Source organism: Streptomyces roseolus (assembly GCF_014649855.1).
GTDB lineage: Bacteria > Actinomycetota > Actinomycetes > Streptomycetales > Streptomycetaceae > Streptomyces > Streptomyces roseolus.
In genome coordinates this window covers 1-19,163 of record NZ_BMTV01000037.1, presented here as the reverse complement: position 1 = coordinate 19,163, position 19,163 = coordinate 1, and the positions used below count along the sequence as shown (strand labels likewise).

The following is a 19,163-nucleotide window of genomic DNA, read 5'->3' as shown; positions in this document are numbered from 1 at the left end:
TGTGGTCTACCGCTTGGCCGGAGCCGACTGCTCGTCACGGGCCGGCCAGAACCGCTCCGCGGTGATGTACAGCAGCTCCGAGGGCACACCACGCGCTCCCGCGAGCCCGCGGAGGATGACCTCTTGCTTGAGCTGCTCGGCCTCCGGGTCGTACCAGCAGCCCGTCAGGTGCTTGAGCCACGGCTCGATGCCCAGCGCGTACACGAAGATCTGCTGAGCGCCGAGCTGCTCCGCGATGCGGTCCGCGGGGGCTGCGAAGGAGCCCTTCAGGCCACGGTCCACACTGTGCTCCCGGCTGATCGGCTCGTCGAGGAGCGGCCCGTAGAGCCAGCTCATCGGCGCCCCGACACATTCTAGGCCGATGAACAGCGCGTCCACCGTGCCGATCTCCTCGGCGACGAGGTCGTAGATCGTGGGGTCCACCGGTGAGGTGTCGGTGGCGAACATGAAGCCTCGGCCGCCCATGCGCACCATCGGGACCATCTTCGCCCGGATGTCGAGCTCACCGTGCTCGCCGAGGAAGGGCAGCGCGGTGATGGTCGCGGGTCCGGTCTCCAGCACCTGCATGTCGGCGAGTTCGACCACGTTACGGAAGCCGTAGTGCTCCAGCATCGAGCGCAGGCCGACGTCCGCCAGACTGCCGCCGGAGGCCTGCGGGACGACGATGGTGCCGATCCGGCGGCGCAGCTGGAGCAGCGTCTCCAGGGAGAAGTGGTCGGAGTGGCCGTGGCTGAGGATGACGACGTCGATCGTCTCGGGCAGGTCGGCGATGCTGTAGTGCTGCTCGAAGCCGTCGCCGTCATAGCCGACGGTCGGGTCGGTCATGACCGTGAACCCGCCGAAGTCCAGCAGCACCGAGGCGTGGCCGAAGAACTGCATGCGGACGTCGCCGGTGAGGTTGGGCGCGTAGCGACGCGGCTCTTCTTCCGTGAACAGCCGGCGGAACCCGACGCGCTGCTCCTCGGTGAGGCCGAACCGGTCGGCGAGCTCCTCGACGTCGACCGAGTGCAGCCGTGCGGCGAACAGTTCGTCCAGCAGCTCGGAGGCGAAAGGCACTTCCAGGTCGGTACGGTCCGGGGCTCCGGGGAGTACCGGGGAACTGTAGATGAAGGGTTGCCGCGGGTCGTGACGTTCCAGCAGTGAGACGACCTGGGCCTCGGGCTGGGTGGCCGACGTCCGGTACAGAAGGCTCTCGAAGAAGCGCAGGCTCGGGTGGTTCGCCGTGTCGTACACGAGCTCGCTGATGCCGCGCAGCGAGGCGGGCAGTTCGTTGTAAAGAGGGCTCAGGGCACGCCCGTCTCCGAACTTGGCGAGCATCGCGCGCATCGTTTCGATGTCCTCGGCCATCCGTATCCGGGGCTCGCCCGTCTCCAGCGTTTGCTGGAGCAGATCCTCGACGTCCTGCGGGCCGGCGTGGCCGGGGTCGATGAACGGTGCGCCGAACATGGCCGGGTTGGCAAGAGCACGGGCGTGCTTTTCCGGTCCGTCCAAATAGGCACGGAGTGCGGGCAAGTGCCTCTTGGTGAGATTCAATGAACCCGTGTGCGGCGCCGCCACGTAGGGAACGGCATACCACCTGTGTATGAGCGGCTGCACGACGGTGGACGGGGAAAGATAAGCGCACATGCAGGCCTCCACGCTGCTGTCAGACCATTGATCCTTGACAGCTTGTTACCAGGTCGAGCGAACAATTAGACGCTATTACAGTGCGCCTTGGTCGAGCAAGGAATTCATACGCCGCTCAGGGCCGGATGATGGTTGACACCCCGAATCTGACCACTGTTGACGATTTCGACGAGCAGATTACGGTCTGCCAAGTCGGGCTCGAATCCCAGAATTTTACCCAGAAAGAGAAGTTCCACCGATGCCGCGTTTCTCACATTCTCCGGGCGGGAAAATCCGTGCCCTTCGTCCTCATAGGTGACCTGACACACGGGCACGTCGGCGCGGATCAGCGACCGGGCCAACCGTTCGGTCTGCTCCACCGGCACCACGGTGTCCCCTCGCCCGTGGAAGAGCAGGGCGGGAGTGCGCATGCGGGCCACGTTGCGCAGAGGGGACCTGGACTCGTAGACGTCTCGCCGCTCGGGCCACGGGCCGATGAGCCCGTCAAGGTAGCGGGACTCCATCTTGTGCGTGCGCGCCGGAATGTCGGTGAGGTCGGTCACGCCGAAGTAGCTGACGACCGCGGCGAATTCAGAGGCTGCGGCAGCAGTGGCTCCCAGGGCGGTGAGCCCACCCGAACTCAGTCCGCGGATCGCGAGGCGTCCGGGATCGGCTGCGCCCACGGACACCAGGTGCCGTGCGGCGTTCACGCAGTCTGCGATGTCCGTGACGCCCCACTGCCCGCGGATACGCTCCCGGTAGGCACGCCCGTGACCGGAGCTGCCGCCGTAGTTCACCTCAACGACCGCGAACCCGCGGCTGGTCCAGTACTGGATCTGGTAATTCAGAGCAGCGCTGGAGACGGTGGTGGGACCGCCGTGGCAGAACACGATGAGCGGGGGCGGGGTGCCGGCCGGGCCGGTGAAGTGGGGGTTGACCGGCGCGTAGTGGAAGGCGTGTGCCGTCTGCCCGCCCGTGGTGGGGAAGGCAAGCGGCTGCGGGACGCTGATCCACTCCGCTCCGACGGGATCCGGGCGGCTCTCCCTGACCACCCTCGCGGCGCTACGGCCGTGCCCGTCGATGCGCACGACGGCCGGCGCCAGGCTGGAGGATCCCGCCACGGCCGCGATGCCGTCGGCTGAGACCGAGAGGACGTCGACTACGTCGTACGGGCCCGGAAGCGCCGAGGCCGAGCCCTCCACGGGAATCCGCATCAGGGTGTCCTTGCCCCGTCGGCGGCATGCCGCGATCAGGGTGCCGTCGCCCAGAAATCCGTACGTCTGCAGGCCGATGGTCCAGTCGGGGCGCCCGAACTCCGCGGCGATGGGCAGCTGCGGCACGTGCCGACCGTCGCTGTCCTCGGCGTAGAGGTTCCACCATCCGGTGCGGTCGCTCACGAAGTGGAGTCGGCCGTCGCGGCTGTACCGGGGCTGGGTTATGGATTCTTCGGGCGATCCGGCGACCAGCCGGTCCTCGGCGACCGCACCCGAACCGTCCAGGCGGATCTCCCTCAGGACACTCTGGTCCCACGCCATGTGGGGGTGGTCCCACACGGTGAAAGCGATCCGGCTGCCGTCCGGGTGCAGGGCGGGAGCCCCGTAGAAGTCGTGGCCGCTCGACAGCACACGGACTCGTCCCGAACCGTCGGCGGGCACCGCGACCAGGTCGTGCACGGTCTGCGACCCCAAGTCCCGCTCGCGGACGCAGTAGACCTGCTCGCCCTCGGGGCCGGGGACCGGGGCGCCGTAGCGGGTGGCCCGCCCGTCCGCCGCCGCGGCCAGCAGCAGGGCGCCACCACCGGGTTCGTACTGGTAGAGGCCCTGGTCGGCAGCGTTCACGAAGGAGACGACAGCCCCGTGCACCCCGTAGGGCAGCGCCCCGTAGCCGTTCATGCCGGAGCGGACCGGATGGTCGGGCGGCAGCGCCTGGTGCACCACACCGTCGGGGCCCGCGTACACCAGACGCGGGTCCGAAGGGTTCGACCGCGACGTCTCGACCCAGTAGGTGCGCTCTCCCGCGCAGCTCACGTAGCCCAAGTCGCTCACCCCGTGGACCAGGTCGTCCGCAGTGATCACCGACCGCCACGTGCCGTACGCGGCTGCCGCACGCGCCCGGTCTCCTCTGTGCGCAGACATCAGGACGTGCCGTGGAAGTCGGCCAGGGCCTCGTACATCGAACGTCGCCCGACACTCGCGAGTACCGGGTTCTTGACGCGGTAGTAGTGCTCGGCCATGAGCCCGAAGGCCAGGGCCCAGCCGCGTCCCCTGGCCCAGGTGTCGTCGTCCACCTCGGCGGCCTCGCGGAAGAGTCCCCGCGTCTCGGCCGTGAACAGGTTCCAGGCGACCATCACGTCGACGGCGGGGTCACCCACACCGAGCCCGCCGAAGTCGATGACGGCGGTCAGCCGGCCCTTGCTGGCCAGCATGTTCCCCGGAAGCAGGTCGCTGTGGATCCAGACCGGGTCACCCTGCCACTGCGGGAGCCGCAGGGCCGACTCCCAGGCCTCGGTGGCCGCGTCCGCGTCCACGGTGCCGTCGGCACCCAAGTCCCGGATCGCCGCACGGACATCGGTGTCACGGGTGGCGACCGGGCCGCCGCGGAAAGAGGTCGGCCCGCCGGTGGCGTCGACCTTGCGCAGCACGGCGACGAAGCGGCCCAGCTCCACGGCCGCGTCGGCGAGTTCGGTGACGGGCTCGTCGAAGAGGTTGTTTCCCTCGAGCCACCCGTACACGGACCAGGGCAGATCGAAGCCCTCACCCGGTACGCCCAGGCCGAGAGGCACCGGAACGGCGATCGGCAGGTGCGGGCCCAGGTGGGGCAGCCAGCGCTGCTCCTTGTCGACCTGACGGGCCGCCCCCGGAATGCGCGGCAGCCGGACGACCATGTCGTCACCCAGCCGGTACATGGCGTTGTCGGTGCCGGCGGAGGCCACCTTGGAGACGGGGAGATGAGCCCACTGCGGGAACTGAGCTGTGATCAGCCGTCCGACAAGCGGCTCGTCGATGTCGAGCTCGTCGGCGTGCATCTTCGTAGTGGACAAGGCGATCCCCCTTTGTGTGGAGCGTGCCCGTGGGACTTGCCGCGTTGTTCATGGAACGCAGACTCTCCGTGGCCGGAGGTGAGTGGCACCCTCGGCTTTCACAAGCGCTTGGTCAGGCACGCTACCGGCGGCCGTGATCGAAAATCAACAGGTGAAGTGGCACGTCAGGACGATGGCCGGTACTCCAAGAAGTGCTCCTCGGAGAACAGTTCAGCCCACTTGTCGCCGCCAAGCCCGAGCTCCCGGCCACGCCGGAGCATGTGCCGCCAGTAGGGCTTGACCGGCGGCCAGTGGGTGCCCGTCTGGCAGTACGAGACATCAAGGAAGTAGCGGTTCTTACCCACACCGTCGGGCCGTGCGCGGCGGGTGTGGAACAGCGCCGAGTGCAGCAAGACCGTGGATCCGGGCGGCAGTTCACCGAAGGCCACCTCGCCCGGCAGGACGTTCTCCGCCAGGTGTGCCCGGCTCAGCTTTTCGGCCACCTCCCTGTGCGATCCGGGCAGAACGGCAAGGGCGGAGGTCTCCTTGTCGAGCCCGTCGAGGTAGTGGAGGGCGTGGACCATCGCGAACTTCCGCTCACCCTGTGGACTCTGCTCGTAGTCGTGATGCCAGGCCTTGCCGGGCAGATCGGGCGCCTGCCGATCACTGTGCATGTGATGGAACACAAAGGACGGCCCCATCAACTGGGCCAAAACGTCCATCAACGGCGGATACGCGAGGAGTTCGCCGTGAGCGTCCATCTCGAACTCCAGCAGGTCCGGCACCCCATTGGCCTCCGGATCGACGGCGCACGCGATGGACTGTGCACGCAGCCCCGCGTCAACCCACTTGTCCGTCTCCAGCCTGAGCTGGCTGACGAGGTCATCGGGGAGGAAACTCGGAAATACCAGGAATCCAAGCTCCGCGAAGTTGCGCAGGTCACTCTCGGGCAACACCAGCTGCGCGGCGGACAACTCCCGTTGGATTCCGAGTGTGGAGGAGGATATGGACGTCAAGAGTACTCACTCCGCTTCGTACGTCTTGGGATCGCCAGACTCTGACACAACGTTTCAGAGTCTGGCAAGGCTTCTCAGCCGTTGTCGATCAAGTTTCACCAGAGCCCTGACCGGGGCTAACTCGCTCGCGAGGAGGCGGTGTTCAATTGGCGCACGGTTCCGACAAGACAGATGGATCAAGGTGGATTTTCGGCGGCAAAGCGTACGGATGCCTCCCGTACCGGCACGGGGCAGGCGTCCGATTTTCGGACAGGATGGGTCGCATATCGGACCTCGTGAGGCGTCACAGTCCATCGCTCAAACGAATTCGGAGGATGTCATTCCGGCCGCACCACACGGGTCGGCGGACCGTGCGGCGACCTGCGGAGCCAACGACCGCCAGCTCAGGCAATCTTGTTTTGTCTCAAAACCGCTGTTCGAATCTCCCCAGCAGGCTACGTACCAGTGATCGGAGCAACCATGCCGACTGCACCCATTCCCACGACGAACTGGGCGGGCAACGTCACCTTCGGCACCTCACGCATCCACCGTCCGCACTCCGTCGACGAACTCCGCCGCCTGGTGGCCGGCAGTCGGCAGATCCGGGCGCTGGGCAGCGGACACTCCTTCAGTCAGGTCGCGGACACGACCGGCGAGTTGGTACGGCTGGATGGTCTGCCGCGTCGCATGGAGCTGGACCCTGCGGCCGGAACGATCACGGTCGCGGCCGGGATGAAGTACGCCCACATGGTCGAGGAGCTGCACCAGGCAGGTTTCGCCCTGCCCAACATGGCCTCACTGCCTCACATCTCCGTCGCCGGCTCCGTCGCCACCGGCACTCACGGCTCCGGTGACACCCTTCGGAGCCTCGCCGCCACGGTCCAGGCGATGGAGTTCGTTGGCCCGGAAGGCGACGTCTTCGAGGTGCGGCGGGACGCCGACGGGGAGTGCTTCGCAGGTTCGGTCGTATCGCTCGGTGCACTCGGGGTCGTGACGGCACTCACCCTGGCGATTGAACCCGCGTACAAGATGACCCAGCGGGTGCGGATCGGAGTGGGACTCGACGAGGCCGCCGAACGTCTGGACGATGTGTTCGGCGCGGCCTACAGCGTCAGCCTGTTCACGGACTGGCTCGGCGGCGAGTGTCATGTGTATCTCAAGGGTCGCACCGACCGTCCCATCTCCTCCTGGGCGGGCGGCCGGGAGGCGGCAGAGCCGGTTCACCCCTGCCCCGGCATGCCCACTGACTACTGCACCGAACAGCTCGGAGTCGCCGGGTGGTGGCACGAGCGGCTGCCCCATTTCAAGGCGGAGTTCATTCCGGGCGCGGGGGAGGAGCTGCAGTCCGAGTACTTCGTACCGCGTGCGGCAGCTCGGGCGGCCTTCGAGGCACTCGGCCACATCGGTTCGGTGATCGCGCCGGTCATCCACATTTCGGAGGTGCGCAGCGTTCGCGGGGACGACCTGTGGCTCAGCCCCGCGTACGGGCAGGACAGCATCACCTTTCACTTCACCTGGATCGACTCCGAGACGGAGATACGTCCGGCCATGGCGGCAGTCGAGGAGGCCCTGATGCCGCTTGGGGCCCGCCCGCACTGGGGGAAGCTGACCGCTGCCGACCCCGCGCAGGTCATCGGACGTTACGACCGCGCCGGCCACTTCGCCCGGCTGATGGCCGAGTGCGACCCCGCCCGGAAGTTCGCCAACTCCTATGTGGACGCCCTGTTCCCGCCCCGATGAGCCACATGCGGGTGCCCCCCCCGGAGGGCGGCGGCACCCGCCGCGGGCCGTCACATCCTGTTGCCCGCGCGCACCGTCCTGCCGGTGGGAGTGACCAGATCATCCACGAGAACGAAGCTGTAGTCACGCGCCAGCAGACCCTCGATGATCATCGGCAGCGCGGCGACGGTTTGCGAGCGGTCGCCACCGCCGTCGTGGAGGAGAATGATGGATCCGGGACGGGTCTGCTCCAGCACCGTACGGGCGATGACGCCCGCGCCGGGCATCGACCAATCGGACGGGTCCACGTCCCACAACACGATCGTCGAGTCCAGATCTCCGAGCCAACGCGTCACGTCTGGAGTCCGTGATCCGTACGGCGGCCGGAACAGCGTGGGCGCAGCCCCCCCGCTGGCCTGCGCGATGGTGTCGCCGGTGCGGGTGATCTGCTCTTCCAGCTGCTTGCGGGAGAGCTCCGGGAGGAAGGGATGCGACCAGGTGTGATTGCCCAGCCCGTGTCCCTGATCCCGCATCCGTGCGATCTCCTCGGTCTGGCCACCGGCATTCAGGCCTATGCAGAAGAACGTCGCCGGTATGCCGTACCGCTCGAGCGTGTCCATGATCTGCCCGGTGTAGGGCGGGTTCGGGCCGTCGTCGAAGGTGAGTGCCACTTCCAGCCGGTCGCGCGTGCCGGCTTCCAGACAACGGCCCACCCCGGTAAGGGCGTCGATGGCCGGGGTGCTCGCTGCGATGCCGGCTTCGAGGTCGTCCTCACGGCCGGTCTGCGTTCCCCGGTCGCGTTCCAGAAGGGTAAGGGCGGACAGGTCCCGCTGCGCCGCCCGGGCCAGGTGGGCGGCCTCGACCGAGCCGAAGAGCGGGCGCTCGGGCAGTACGTGAGGATCGGCTCGGTACACGGCGAGCCCGGCCGCCATCATGCGGCCGTCGAGTAGGCCGTTCGTGCTGTCCACCACGTGGACCGCCTGCCTGCCGAGCTCTCGCAGATAGGTGATCATCGCGTCCGTCTCGCCGACGCTGAAGCGGATGGGTGCCCACGCTTGGTTTCCCTCGCGATCCAGTACCTCGACCTCGTAACCGATGGCGCCCCAAGAAACTCCGGAGTACAGCATCCGATCTCGTCCTTTCTGGCGGTCAGCCGCCAAGGAGCTGCGAGACGGCCCCGTCTGAATGAGTCCAGCCAGCCACCTTGGGCCTTGCGGGATCGCCGCAGGACCGCCGCAGATTCGGCCGCGATCTTGACACACCGTCCCCCGCTGCGGCAACCAATCACGTGCATGCCTCAACGAGTTGCAAAGGCCGGAGTTGCCGACGCACTGACGAATCGTCAGACCATTGAAGTCGCCTGTCGCGCAGGGCGTAGGCCACGGCGAATCCGCCGGAACATGAGCAGTCTGCGGGTGTCCGGCCCGGGCGACTGGAGCGGCTGCGGCCCATACCCACGCTCGTCGTGCGTGGCAGGTCGGCGGCGATTCGTGCCCCATGCCCTTGAGTAGTGCCTCTTTCCGCGTCCAGCAGCGTGCCAAGGCCTCGTCCCGGGCCTGTCTTCGATCAACACCGCGAGCAGGGTTCCATGGTCAGCCAGGAGCTTCGCTCGGCGGGAAGGGCTGCGCCGTGCAGCGGACTCGGTCAGGTCGGTGCTGCTGAGCAGGGGGTACGGCGGCCTGCGGCCGCTGACTTGGCGTGCTGGCGTGAGCGTCCCTGCTCAGCAGTTCGTGCTGCGCCAAACGCTCACCGCAGCTGACAGTTCGGGCAAGGCGCTGGTGAGCGACAAGAATGATCGTCTTGGGGCAGGGCTGACAACCTGACCTCCGCCGGCCCGGCCGCGCCCCACATCACCGTTTCTGCTCGTCAGAAGACCCACCGACCGTACCTGGCGAGTCGCTGAAGTCATGGACCCGAACGCGGCAATGCTCGTCACACCATGTGCGTGCTGCGCAGCAGATTGCCCCAGCGCACGAGCTCTTCAAGCCCAAGTGTGAGCGTTTCCGCGTCCAGAACCGCCGTCGGCCGCCCTGCGCGGCCGGTTTGGCGAGGAGGTCGTGTCCGGACCGAACCGGCCTAGCCAGGGCCCATGGCGCAATGCCGGCAGCAAATTGGACCGATGCTGACCAGTCGCTGACCGGATCACGGCCACCACCCGTCTGACCCGCGCAAATGTTCAGACGCTAGATCTTGGACTTGAACATGGTACGGATCATCGAGGTGCTCCTGAACATAGGCTCCCTGCCTGCGTTTTCACAGGTCAAGGGCGGTTTTCGCATCCTACAGCGAGGCGCGGTCCGGGCGGGGTTCCCCGCTTTTTCCGGGCCTCGTGCTGACCACTTGCTGACTCTCTTCTCTGCGGGATCGTCAGGCGCTTGGCGAGAGGGCTCGCGCTCCCCCGGCACCCACCGCGACGACGGCACAAGCCTACGCAGCGCCCTCCGGAGGGTGTCCGTGATCACCGTCACTATGGCGGTACGCACACGTGCGGACGGCTCCCTTCGTGTCGGTCCCGATGGCGGACGGAGGGCGCGGGTGACGGTGATCAGGCCGACGGGTCCGTCGCGGCCCAGCAGGGCGTGGCCGCCTCCACCCCCGCCAAGGCCGTCGTCGCCGGCGCCGCCCCGGCCGCCGCGGCCTACGCCCGCGTCCTCGGCAAGAGGATCGAGCCGGCCTCCTCCGGCCCGCAGGACGCGCAGAAGGCCGCCGCGCGTCCCCTCGACACCGACAAGGCACAGCGCCACCTCCCCTGCCCCCACGACGGGACCGTGTTCGCCCCCGGCCCCCTGCCGGGCGCCGTCCACGACGGATGGCGTCGGCACGACCAGCGCCTCGTCGGCCGCGCTCCGACGGTGGTGAGCGCGGGCCTGGTGGCGCTGGCGGCCGGGGCTCTCGGACGACGGCGGTGACGGACGGCGTCCGTCGTCCCCCGGACGCACCGGACCGTGCCGATCCCGCGGGCGCACCGGGCCGTCAGGCCATGTCGGCGCCTCTCAGCAGAAGCTGTGTCACGGCCGTGCCCGCCACCACGAGCGCCGCCCGGAACGGCCATCGGCTCCCGGCCGCCGACGGAAGCGCCGTGCCCAGGACCGCGACGCACCCGGCCGCCGCTGCCAGGATCCAGCCCGAGACGGTCACCGCTCCGGGCGGTCCCACGACGACCACCCCCACGGCCGCCGGCATCACGAACGGTGCCGACCACCGGCACGCCGCACGGCCCAGCCGCTGCGGCAGCCCGCGCACACCGGTCGCGAGGTCGTCCTCGATGTCCGGGAGGACGTTGATCACGTGCGCTCCCACGCCCAGCAGCGCCCCCGCGGTCACGGCCCACCAGGCGGGCCATGCCTGCGAGGGCGGGCCGAGGGTCACGAAGGCGGGCAGCGAGCCGAAGCCCACGGCGTAGGGCAGCGGTGAGAGCACCGTGCGCTTGAACCTCAGGTTGTAGGCCCAGCCCGCCGCCACGCCCACCAGGTGCGCCGCTCCCGCCGCCGCCCCGTTCAGCAGCGACAGCGGCACGCACAGGGCCAGGGCCGCCCCGGCGGCGACGGCCACGGTCCTGGAAGGGAGCTCGCCGGTGGCCACCGGCTTGTCGGGACGCCCGCAGACCGTGTCGCGCCCCGCGTCGGCCGCGTCGTTGCACCAGCCGACCGAGAGCTGACCGGCCAGCACCGTCACGAACACCAGGACCGCTCCCGACGCGCCCCGGCCCCCCGCCACGGCCAGCGCGGTCACGAACGCCGTCACGGCGAGCGCCGACTCCAGGTGGCAGGAGCGCAGCAGCACCGGAACGCGCGATGGCGTACGGGGAGGGACCTCGGACGGGTGCAAAGACACAAGCGCACGGTAGTGCGGCGTCCGGAACGAGGTAGGCATCACCGCCATGCGTGTCCCTGTGATCACCGACGATGCCGCCTCCCCCGCCGCCGCTCCGTGCCCGCCCGCCGCCCCCGCCGCGGCGACCACGATCGCCGCCGTCCACACCGCGCTGCCACCGCACCGCTACGCCCAGGACGACCTGACCGAACCGATCGGCGACCTGTGCCTGGCGCCGGGAGCCGACCGCGGCCTGCTGCGCCGCCTGCACCTGTCCACCGGTGTGCGTGCGCGCCATCTGGCCCTGCCGATCGACCGGTACGCCGGCCTCGGGGACTTCGGGCGCTCCAACGACGCCTGGATCGCGGCCGGACTCGACCTGGGCGCGGAAGCCGTCACCGGCGCGCTGCGGGAAGCGGGGCTCGAACCGGCCGATGTCGACCTGCTGGTGTGCAACTCCGTCACCGGCGTGGCCACCCCTTCGCTCGACGCCCGCCTGGTCGGCCGCCTGGGGTTGCGACCCGACGTCAAACGGCTTCCGGTGTTCGGCCTGGGGTGCGTGGCGGGTGCCGCGGGTCTCGCCCGGCTGCACGACTACCTGCGCGGGCACCCCGGCGACACGGCGGTGCTGCTCACCGTCGAACTGTGCTCGCTGACGCTCCAGCGGCACGACGACTCCCGCGCCAACCTCGTCGCCGGCGCCCTGTTCGGCGACGGCGCGGCGGCGCTCGTCGCGCGCGGCCGCGCCGTCGCGGGACAGGAGGGGAGCGGGCCGACGGTGGTCGCCACGCGCAGCCACCTCTACCCGGGGACCGGGCACCTCATGGGCTGGGACATCGGAGCCGGCGGGTTCCGCGTGGTGATCGACGAGGGCATCCCCCGCATCGTGCGGGAGCACCTCGGGCGGCCCCTGCGGGCCTTCCTCGCCGACCACGGCCTGACCACCGGCGACATCGGGACCTGGGTGTGCCATCCGGGCGGCCCCAAGGTGCTGTCCGCCGTGACCGACGTCCTCGGTCTGCCCGTCGAAGCCCTCGACAGCGCGCGGCGCTCGCTCGCGGCGGTGGGGAACCTGTCCTCGGCCTCCGTGCTGCACGTCCTGCAGAGCCACCGCGGGCCCGGGCGGCCGGAGCCCGGCACCTGGGGGCTGCTGATGGCGATGGGCCCCGGTTTCTGCTCCGAGTTCGTCCTGCTGCGCTGGTGAGGGGTCGTCATGTTCTGGTACACGCTCCTCGTCCTCGGCGTGGCCGCCGAACGCGTCGTCGAACTGATCGTGGCCCGGCGCAACGCGGCCTGGACCCTCGCCCGCGCCGGTGTCGAGCACGGCCGCGGCCACTACCCGGTCATGGTCGTCCTGCACACGGCCCTGCTGGTCTGCTGCCTCCTCGAACCCGTCCTGGCCCACCGGCCGTTCCTGCCCGCCCTGGGGTGGCCGATGCTGTCGCTGGTCCTCCTGTCCCAGGCGCTGCGCTGGTGGTGCGTCACCGCACTCGGGCCGTACTGGAACACCCGCGTCATCGTCGTTCCGGGCACGCGTCCCCTCGGCACCGGTCCCTACCGCCTCGTGCGTCACCCCAACTACGTCGCCGTCGTGGTGGAGGTCGCCGCTCTGCCCCTGGTCCACTCGGCGTGGCTGACCGCCGCGGTGTTCAGCTCGGCCAACGCGGTGCTGCTCACGGTCCGGCTCCGTTGTGAGAACGCGGCCCTCACCCGGGCGGTGCACGCGTGAGCCGCGCACACGACCTGATCATCGTCGGCGGCGGTCCCGCCGGCCTGGCGACGGCCCTGTACGCCGCGCGTGCCGGTTTCGACGCCGTCGTGGCCGAGCCCCGCCGCGCACCGGTCGACAAGGCGTGCGGCGAGGGCCTGATGCCCGGCGCCGTCCAAGCCCTCGCCGCACTGGGCCTGGAGGTCCCGGGCCACCCGATCACCGGCATCCGCTACGTGCAGGGGTCCCGTCAGGTGCAGGCGGCGTTCCGGCGCGGTCCCGGCCTCGGCGTACGGCGTACCGGCCTGCACGAGGCCCTCCACGGGGCCGTCCTCGCGGCGGGCGTTCCCGTGCTGCCCCTGCGGGTCGGGGAAGTACGGCAGGACGCCACCGGCGTGTCCTTGCCCGGCGCCGGTCTGCGGGCCCGGTGGCTGGTCGCCGCGGACGGTCTGCACTCACCGGTGCGCCGCTCCCTCGGCCTGTGCGCCGGGTCCCGCCGCAGACCCAGGTACGGGCTGCGGCGTCATTACGCCGTGCCTCCGTGGTCCCCGTACGTCGAGGTGCACTGCGGACGGCACGGCGAGGCGTACGTCACCCCGCTCGGTCCGGATCTCGTCGGGATCGCCCTGCTGACGGACCGGCGGGCCCCTTTCGGCGCCCAGCTGGAACGCTTTCCCGCACTGGCCGCCCGTCTCCCCGCCGAAGCGGCCGTCACGGCGGTGCGGGGCGCGGGCCCACTGCGCCAGAAGGCACGCTCCCGGCTCCACGGGCGGGTCCTGCTCGTGGGCGACGCCGCCGGATACGTCGACGCGCTGACCGGTGAGGGCGTCTCCCTGGCCCTCGCCGGCGCCGCGGCCCTGGTCGACAACGTGCGCCGTGGCACGCCGGACCGCTACGAAAGCGACTGGAACCGCGCGACCCGCCACCACCGGCTCCTGACGGAGCTTCTGGTCCGGGTGCGGCAGCGACGGGCCCTCGCCCCGCTCGTCGTGCCCGCGGCCGAACGCCTGCCGCGGGTCTTCGCGGCTGTCGTGAACGGCCTGGCGTGAGGCCGTGCCGCCGCGTGCGGCCGCGCGGAGCGACACCGACGGGACGGGGCGTCTCCGGTGGCCGCCTCGCTCGGCCGTCATCGGGGGGGAGGAGGCGGTGCCGGAGAGGCTCGCGGCGCACAGGGCGGCCCGGGTGACGGCGAAGCCGGCCGCCTTCCACCGCGTGTCACGGTCCTCGCGGTCGCGCTGGCGGTGACACCGCGGGCCGGCGCGGGCCGCGCCGCTCCCGGTCGGGACGGGCCCGTACGGCGGTCTCCAACGGGCAGCGGGAGCGATCCGGTGGTTGCCTGCCAAGAGACGTCTTCCCTTGCCAGCAGAAGAAAGGCACGGCCGTGGCCTCTGAGTCCGCTCCCCAGTACACCGTCCCGGGCATGTCCGCAGACGACAGCGGAAGCATCATCACCCTCCTCCAGACGCGCTTGCACGCGCTGAACGATCTCGCCCTGACGCTCAAGCACGTCCACTGGAACGTGGTCGGCCCGCACTTCATCGCCGTGCACGAGATGATCGATCCGCAGGTCGATCAGGTCCGGTCCATGACCGACGACCTCGCCGAACGGATCTCCACCCTCGGCGGTGAACCGCACGGCACCCCGGGCGCTCTGGTCGCCGACCGGACCTGGGACGACTACTCCATCGGCCGCGCCGAAGCCATCGAGCACCTGGGCGCCCTCGACCTCGTCTACACCGGGCTCATCAAGGGTCACCGCGCGGCCATGCAGGCCACCGAAACCTCCGACCCGGTCACGCAGGACATGCTCATCGAGCAGCTGCGCGGCCTGGAGCTCTTCCAGTGGTTCGTCCGCGCGCACCTGGAAAGCAGCGGAGGCCGGCTCAGCACCGCCCACGCCACGACGGAAAGGGCCGCCGCCGGCCAGGCGGCCGACCAGGCCCGCACCCAGCCCTGATCCGCACAGGCCGCGTACGGCCGCCGCCTCTTCGACGGCGGCGGTGGCGTGCCGGGCCTCGCCGGGCGAGTCGCGCGGCGTCGGCCTGCCCGGTCCGGACGGAGGTCAGGGGCGGGGCGACGCCTTCGATTTCGCCGGACCGATGTTCGTTTCCGGCGGTGCGGGGTGGCCCCGCCGGGATCCGCGGCGTTCTCCGCCGATGAGATGCGGACGCCGTCCCCTCCGGGCAGAGTGGGGAAGGACCTGTTCGTACCGAGGTGGTTCCCCGGGGCCCGCGTGCTGGAGACGGGACGGACTGACGCGAGGATTGTCGTGACGTCGGAGTGATCGATGTTCCGCAGACGGCCGGCCGACAACAGCGAGGACCTCCTGGTCCGGCTCGGGTCGCTGACGGCCAAGGCGCGGGAGCTGGCCGAGACGCAGCGTTCCCGTGTCGAGCTCGCCGTGGCCCTGCAGCGTGGCATGCTGCCCTCGGAGCTGCCCCGTTTTCCGGGCGCCCGGCTGGCCGTCCGCTATGAGCCCGCCAACCACGGGCTCAACGTCGGCGGTGACTGGTACGACGCCTTCCCCCTGCCCGGCGGGCGGATCGGCATGTCCATCGGTGACGTGCAGGGGCACAACATCGAGGCCGCCGCCTTCATGGGACAGGTCCGCGTGGCACTGCGCGCGCTGGCCTCCGTCACCGGAGACCCGGGAGAGCTGCTCGGCCGCACCAACGACCTGCTGATCTCTCTGGGCGCCGACCTCTTCGCCACCTGCACCTTCCTGCGGCTCGACCCCGCCGCCGGCACCCTGGAGTGCGCCCGGGCCGGTCACATCCCCCACATCTGGGCCACCGCCGACGGCCGCTCCGGCATCGACGACAGCGAGGGCGGGCCTCCGCTCGGTGTGCTCCCCGGCGTGGACTACCCGGCCACGCGCCACCGGCTCACCGCCGACGGTGTCTTCGTCCTCCTGACCGACGGGGTGGTGGAGGGGCCCTCGCTCCACGTCGACGAGGGCCTGGACCGGGTGACGCGGCTCGCCGGGATCACCGCCGTCGCCGGGCTGGACGTCGACGCGCTCGCCACCGCCGTCATGAAGCTGGCGGCCACGGTGGGGCACGAGGACGACGCGGCCGTCCTGGTCGTCGGGCATGACGGCGGTCCGGCCCGGTCGGCGGCCGAGGAGTGAAGGGAGAGGACCCGTCTCGGGGCGGGTCGGTCCCCGGGCCGGCCCGGGCCCGTGCCGTACGGCGGCGCCCGACACGCAGGCGTCCTTGCCCGGTCATGGCGGCCCGGCCGGTGTCTGATGGCTGACGTGTGGGATATTCGGCAGTTCCGGCGCTCCACGGAGACGGCTCTGATGTCGCTGGCCGTGGCGGTTTGCTACTACGCGGCCGGACGACTCGGCCTGACGGGCCGCCTCGCCATCGAAGGCGCCGTGGTCACCCCCATCTGGCCGCCCACCGGCGTCGCCGTCGCCGCCCTGCTGCTGTTCGGCGCGCGGGTCTGGCCCGGGATCGCCCTCGGCTCCTTCCTCGTCATCGCCTCCCTCACCGCTCCGGGGCCCACCACGGTGGTCACCGTGGTGAGCAACACCGTCGCGCCGCTCTGCGCCTTCCTGCTGCTGAGACAGGCCGACTTCCGGCCCGACATGGCGCGGCTGCGGGACGGACTCTCCCTGGTCTTCCTCGGCGGGTTCGGCGCCATGCTGATCAGCGCGACGGCGGGGGTCGGGCTGCAGGTGGCGAAGGGCTCCCTGGACGAGAGCGAGTTCTGGCCCGTCTGGCTGGCCTGGTGGGTGGGCGACACGATGGGGGTGCTGCTCGTCGCCCCGCTCCTGCTCGTCCTCGCGGGACCGGCCGGACGGTTCCGGGTACGGCGCTGGAAGGAGGCGGCCTTCCTGGGGCTGACGACCCTGGTCCTCATGCCCATGGCCGTGCTCAACCCGATGAGCATGCTGTTCCTCGTCTTTCCCCTGCTGATCTGGGCGGCGCTCCGCTTCCAGCTCGCCGGAAGCATGCTGTGCGCGCTCTTCGCCTCCGTGCTCACCACCTTCGAGGCGACCTCCGGGCGGGGCGCGTTCCTCCACCTGACGGACGTCGAGATCATGGTCAAGCTCCAGGCGTTCAACGGTTCCGCAGCCCTGACCGCCCTGCTTCTCGCCTCCGTCATCACCGAGCAGCGTGCGACCCGCCGGTCGGTGCGCCGCGCCTGCCAGGAGCTGGCGGAGGTCCTGGAGCACCTTGCGGCGGGCGAGCCCCCGCCGGGCCCTCCCGGCGCCGCCGGGAGCCGGGCGACCCCGCCCGGCGGGCGCCAGGATCCGTGACCCCTCGACGAGGACCGGCGTCGGCGAAGGCGTTCGTGCTGCTGGACGGGGTTCACCGGGCATCAGCGGTCCCGGCCTGCCGAGCCGGCGCCTCGACGCGACCGCCGGATGGTGCCGACGTCGCGCCGGGCGCCGTCGCCCTGCTGCCGGCGAGCTTCTGGCGCACGTCGACGCCTTCTCGGCCGGCCGGGCGGGAACACGAGCGGTGGTCACCGGCGGCAACGCCGAAGGGACCACCGCAAGGCGATCACCGCGGGTGGGACCGTTTCGGCCGGGGAGGTCGGCAGCCCTTCAGGCTTCGCCGGACTCCTTCGACGGCCGGCGGCCGGCGGTGAAGGGGAGCGTGTCGGCGTCGGCCTCGGCCGCGTCCGCGAGTGCTTCGGCCGCGGCTTCGGCGGCCTTGGCCGCGTCGTCGGCGGCTTCCGTGGCGGCCCTGTCCTCCGCGGACGTCTCCCGGGTCGCCGGCGACGGGGGCAGGACCTCGTTGAAGGCGCGGGACACCCCCTGGAGCGCGGCGGTGACCTCGCCGGGGATCACCCAGAAGGTGCTGCCCGCGCCCTGGGCGAGCTGGGGCAGCGTCTGCAGGTACTGGTAGGCGAGGAGCTGCGGGTCGGGGTCGTTGCGGTGCACGGCCTGGAAGACCTCGTCGATGGCCCGGGACTGCCCTTCGGCCTTGAGGATCTCGGCGGTGCGGTTGCCTTCCGCCCGGAGCACGGCGGCCTGCTTGTCCCCCTCCGCGGTGAGGATCTGCGACTGCCGCTGCCCCTCGGCCCCCAGGATCGCCGCCCGCTTGTCCCGCTCGGCGCGCATCTGCTTCTCCATCGCGTCCTTGATGGACTGCGGAGGGTCGATGGCCTTGATCTCCACCCTGTTGACGCGCAGCCCCCACTTGCCGGTGGCGTCGTCGAGCACCCCGCGCAGCTGGCTGTTGATCGTGTCGCGCGAGGTGAGGGTCTTCTCCAGGTCCATCGAGCCCACGACGTTGCGCAGGGTGGTGACGGTGAGCTGTTCGACGCCCTGGAGGAAGTCCGCGATCTCGTAGGCGGCCGCGCGCGGGTCGGTGACCTGGAAGTACAGCACGGTGTCGATCTCGACGACCAGGTTGTCCTCGGTGATCACCGGCTGGGGCCGGAAGGAGACCACCTGCTCCCGCAGGTCGATCACCGGGTAGACGCGGTCGATGTAGGGGATGACGAGGTTGAGCCCCGGCCTCAGCGTGCGCCGGTAGCGGCCGAGGCGCTCGACGTTGCGGGCGCGGGCCTGCGGGACGATGCGCACCGCGCGCACGACGGTGAACACGGCGAACGCCGCGAGGATCAGACCGGCGACGAGCAGTCCGGACACGTCCATGGCTCTCACTCCCGGGGATGGACGACGGCGGTGGCGCCGTCGATCTCCATGACGTCGACGGTCGCCCCCGGAGGGATCACGAGCGTTTCGTCGTAGGCGCGCGCCGTCCACTCCTCGCCGCCGAGCCGGATCCTGCCGCCCGCCCCGGTGACCTCCGAGACGACCCGGGCGGGCCGGCCCACCAGCGCGTCGACACCGAACCTCTCGGCCGGGGGCCGGCCCGGATGACGGACGGCGACGGGGCGTACGAGGAACAGGCCCGCCGCCGCGAGAACGGTGAAGACCACCAGCTGGAGCGGCGGCGCGAGCCCCAGGGCAGCGGCTCCCGCCGTGGCCGCGGCGGCCACGCCCAGGATGCCGAGCGCGGCGGTGAGGGTGAAGATCTCCGCAACCGCCAGCAACCCCGCGAGGATCAACCAGATCAGCCAGAGTTCCATGGCGTTCTCCGGACGTGGACGGCTCCGCATGACCTAGCGGTTTGGCAGTCTTTGAGTCGTTCTACCCCTTTTGAAACGAAACTACGCCGAGGTACCCGGTCCGCCTGTCCGGGCGCCGGCTTGGTAGATGTCGGGTATGCCGTCCGCGTCCTCGTCACGTTCCTCCTCTTCCCACAGCCGCTTGTAGACGCGGTTGCGGCGGCGCAGGAGGAGGGCGGCGAGGGCGGCGGCGGTGAGGGAGCCGACGAGG

At 70.6% G+C, this 19,163-nt stretch carries 16 protein-coding genes and 1 pseudogene; 8 read left to right on the top strand and 9 right to left on the bottom strand.

The window, feature by feature from the left end; genetic code table 11:
- Positions 1-6: 6 nt before the first annotated feature.
- From IE245_RS32125 to IE245_RS32110, 4 genes are all read right to left on the bottom strand, one after another.
- Entirely contained in the window at positions 7-1,626 is a 1,620-nt protein-coding gene (locus IE245_RS32125) for an MBL fold metallo-hydrolase (RefSeq protein WP_189954108.1), read from the bottom strand.
- 104 nt (positions 1,627-1,730) lie between these two features.
- Positions 1,731-3,680, bottom strand: coding sequence for a S9 family peptidase (locus IE245_RS32120; protein ID WP_229851783.1), 1,950 nt, complete (start codon positions 3,678-3,680; stop codon positions 1,731-1,733).
- A gap of 59 nt (positions 3,681-3,739) precedes the next feature.
- Complete coding sequence (locus tag IE245_RS32115; RefSeq protein WP_189954178.1) at positions 3,740-4,630, bottom strand: aminoglycoside phosphotransferase family protein; 891 nt, start codon at positions 4,628-4,630, stop codon at positions 3,740-3,742.
- Between the two features lie 179 nt (positions 4,631-4,809).
- The gene (locus IE245_RS32110; protein ID WP_229851778.1) at positions 4,810-5,598 is read right to left on the bottom strand and encodes a phytanoyl-CoA dioxygenase family protein; all 789 of its coding nucleotides are present in this window, start codon (positions 5,596-5,598) and stop codon (positions 4,810-4,812) included.
- A 501-nt stretch (positions 5,599-6,099) separates the two neighbouring features.
- On the opposite strand from IE245_RS32110, the gene IE245_RS32105 reads away from it, so the two are divergent.
- Positions 6,100-7,359 (top strand): FAD-binding protein, encoded by a 1,260-nt coding sequence (locus IE245_RS32105; protein ID WP_189954106.1) that lies wholly within the window; start codon positions 6,100-6,102, stop codon positions 7,357-7,359.
- A gap of 50 nt (positions 7,360-7,409) precedes the next feature.
- Here IE245_RS32105 and IE245_RS32100 read toward each other — a convergent pair whose 3' ends face one another.
- The gene (locus IE245_RS32100; protein ID WP_189954105.1) at positions 7,410-8,465 is read right to left on the bottom strand and encodes a polysaccharide deacetylase family protein; all 1,056 of its coding nucleotides are present in this window, start codon (positions 8,463-8,465) and stop codon (positions 7,410-7,412) included.
- A 1,452-nt stretch (positions 8,466-9,917) separates the two neighbouring features.
- Between IE245_RS32100 and IE245_RS32095 the strand changes: the two genes are divergently transcribed.
- Positions 9,918-10,247, top strand: coding sequence for a hypothetical protein (locus IE245_RS32095; protein ID WP_189954103.1), 330 nt, complete (start codon positions 9,918-9,920; stop codon positions 10,245-10,247).
- A 64-nt stretch (positions 10,248-10,311) separates the two neighbouring features.
- Here the strand turns inward: IE245_RS32095 and IE245_RS32090 are convergent, their stop codons facing one another.
- Positions 10,312-11,172, bottom strand: coding sequence for a UbiA family prenyltransferase (locus IE245_RS32090; protein ID WP_229851775.1), 861 nt, complete (start codon positions 11,170-11,172; stop codon positions 10,312-10,314).
- Between the two features lie 46 nt (positions 11,173-11,218).
- On the opposite strand from IE245_RS32090, the gene IE245_RS32085 reads away from it, so the two are divergent.
- From IE245_RS32085 to IE245_RS32060, 6 genes are all read left to right on the top strand, one after another.
- Positions 11,219-12,355 carry a type III polyketide synthase gene (locus tag IE245_RS32085; protein WP_189954100.1) on the top strand — a complete coding sequence of 379 codons (1,137 nt, stop codon included), beginning with the start codon at positions 11,219-11,221 and terminating at the stop codon, positions 12,353-12,355.
- 9 nt (positions 12,356-12,364) lie between these two features.
- The gene (locus tag IE245_RS32080; protein ID WP_189954098.1) at positions 12,365-12,880 is read left to right on the top strand and encodes an isoprenylcysteine carboxyl methyltransferase family protein; all 516 of its coding nucleotides are present in this window, start codon (positions 12,365-12,367) and stop codon (positions 12,878-12,880) included.
- Positions 12,877-13,908, top strand: a complete 1,032-nt coding sequence (locus tag IE245_RS32075; RefSeq protein WP_189954096.1) for an NAD(P)/FAD-dependent oxidoreductase — start codon at positions 12,877-12,879, stop codon at positions 13,906-13,908. Before IE245_RS32080 ends, IE245_RS32075 begins: the two co-directional genes overlap by 4 nt.
- Positions 13,909-14,279: 371 nt before the next feature.
- Positions 14,280-14,816 (top strand): Dps family protein, encoded by a 537-nt coding sequence (locus IE245_RS32070; RefSeq protein ID WP_189954094.1) that lies wholly within the window; start codon positions 14,280-14,282, stop codon positions 14,814-14,816.
- A 330-nt stretch (positions 14,817-15,146) separates the two neighbouring features.
- Positions 15,147-15,989 carry a PP2C family protein-serine/threonine phosphatase gene (locus IE245_RS32065; RefSeq protein WP_189954093.1) on the top strand — a complete coding sequence of 281 codons (843 nt, stop codon included), beginning with the start codon at positions 15,147-15,149 and terminating at the stop codon, positions 15,987-15,989.
- Positions 15,990-16,160: 171 nt separating this feature from the next.
- A complete protein-coding gene (locus IE245_RS32060) occupies positions 16,161-17,126 on the top strand; it encodes an MASE1 domain-containing protein (RefSeq protein ID WP_308436643.1) in 966 nt (321 codons plus the stop codon).
- A 291-nt stretch (positions 17,127-17,417) separates the two neighbouring features.
- Here the strand turns inward: IE245_RS32060 and IE245_RS32055 are convergent, their stop codons facing one another.
- The 3 genes and pseudogenes from IE245_RS32055 to nhaA all read right to left on the bottom strand — a co-directional run.
- Positions 17,418-18,476 (bottom strand): SPFH domain-containing protein, encoded by a 1,059-nt coding sequence (locus IE245_RS32055; protein ID WP_189954089.1) that lies wholly within the window; start codon positions 18,474-18,476, stop codon positions 17,418-17,420.
- Positions 18,477-18,481: 5 nt separating this feature from the next.
- Positions 18,482-18,913, bottom strand: coding sequence for an NfeD family protein (locus tag IE245_RS32050; protein ID WP_189954087.1), 432 nt, complete (start codon positions 18,911-18,913; stop codon positions 18,482-18,484).
- 81 nt (positions 18,914-18,994) lie between these two features.
- Positions 18,995-19,163, bottom strand: a pseudogene (gene nhaA, locus IE245_RS32045) (Na+/H+ antiporter NhaA); the annotation flags it as partial.

Bases quoted from the DNA above. Each gene is read 5' to 3' on its own strand.
- IE245_RS32080 (WP_189954098.1), top strand. From the start codon at position 12,365: ATGTTCTGGTACACGCTCCTCGTCCTCGGCGTGGCCGCCGAACGCGTC.
- IE245_RS32065 (WP_189954093.1), top strand. From the start codon at position 15,147: ATGTTCCGCAGACGGCCGGCCGACAACAGCGAGGACCTCCTGGTCCGG.
- IE245_RS32060 (WP_308436643.1), top strand. From the start codon at position 16,161: ATGTCGCTGGCCGTGGCGGTTTGCTACTACGCGGCCGGACGACTCGGC.
- IE245_RS32115 (WP_189954178.1), bottom strand. From the start codon at position 4,630: ATGCACGCCGACGAGCTCGACATCGACGAGCCGCTTGTCGGACGGCTG.
- IE245_RS32105 (WP_189954106.1), top strand. From the start codon at position 6,100: ATGCCGACTGCACCCATTCCCACGACGAACTGGGCGGGCAACGTCACC.
- IE245_RS32100 (WP_189954105.1), bottom strand. From the start codon at position 8,465: ATGCTGTACTCCGGAGTTTCTTGGGGCGCCATCGGTTACGAGGTCGAG.
- IE245_RS32125 (WP_189954108.1), bottom strand. From the start codon at position 1,626: ATGTGCGCTTATCTTTCCCCGTCCACCGTCGTGCAGCCGCTCATACAC.
- IE245_RS32070 (WP_189954094.1), top strand. From the start codon at position 14,280: ATGTCCGCAGACGACAGCGGAAGCATCATCACCCTCCTCCAGACGCGC.
- IE245_RS32085 (WP_189954100.1), top strand. From the start codon at position 11,219: ATGCGTGTCCCTGTGATCACCGACGATGCCGCCTCCCCCGCCGCCGCT.
- IE245_RS32050 (WP_189954087.1), bottom strand. From the start codon at position 18,913: ATGGAACTCTGGCTGATCTGGTTGATCCTCGCGGGGTTGCTGGCGGTT.
- IE245_RS32055 (WP_189954089.1), bottom strand. From the start codon at position 18,476: ATGGACGTGTCCGGACTGCTCGTCGCCGGTCTGATCCTCGCGGCGTTC.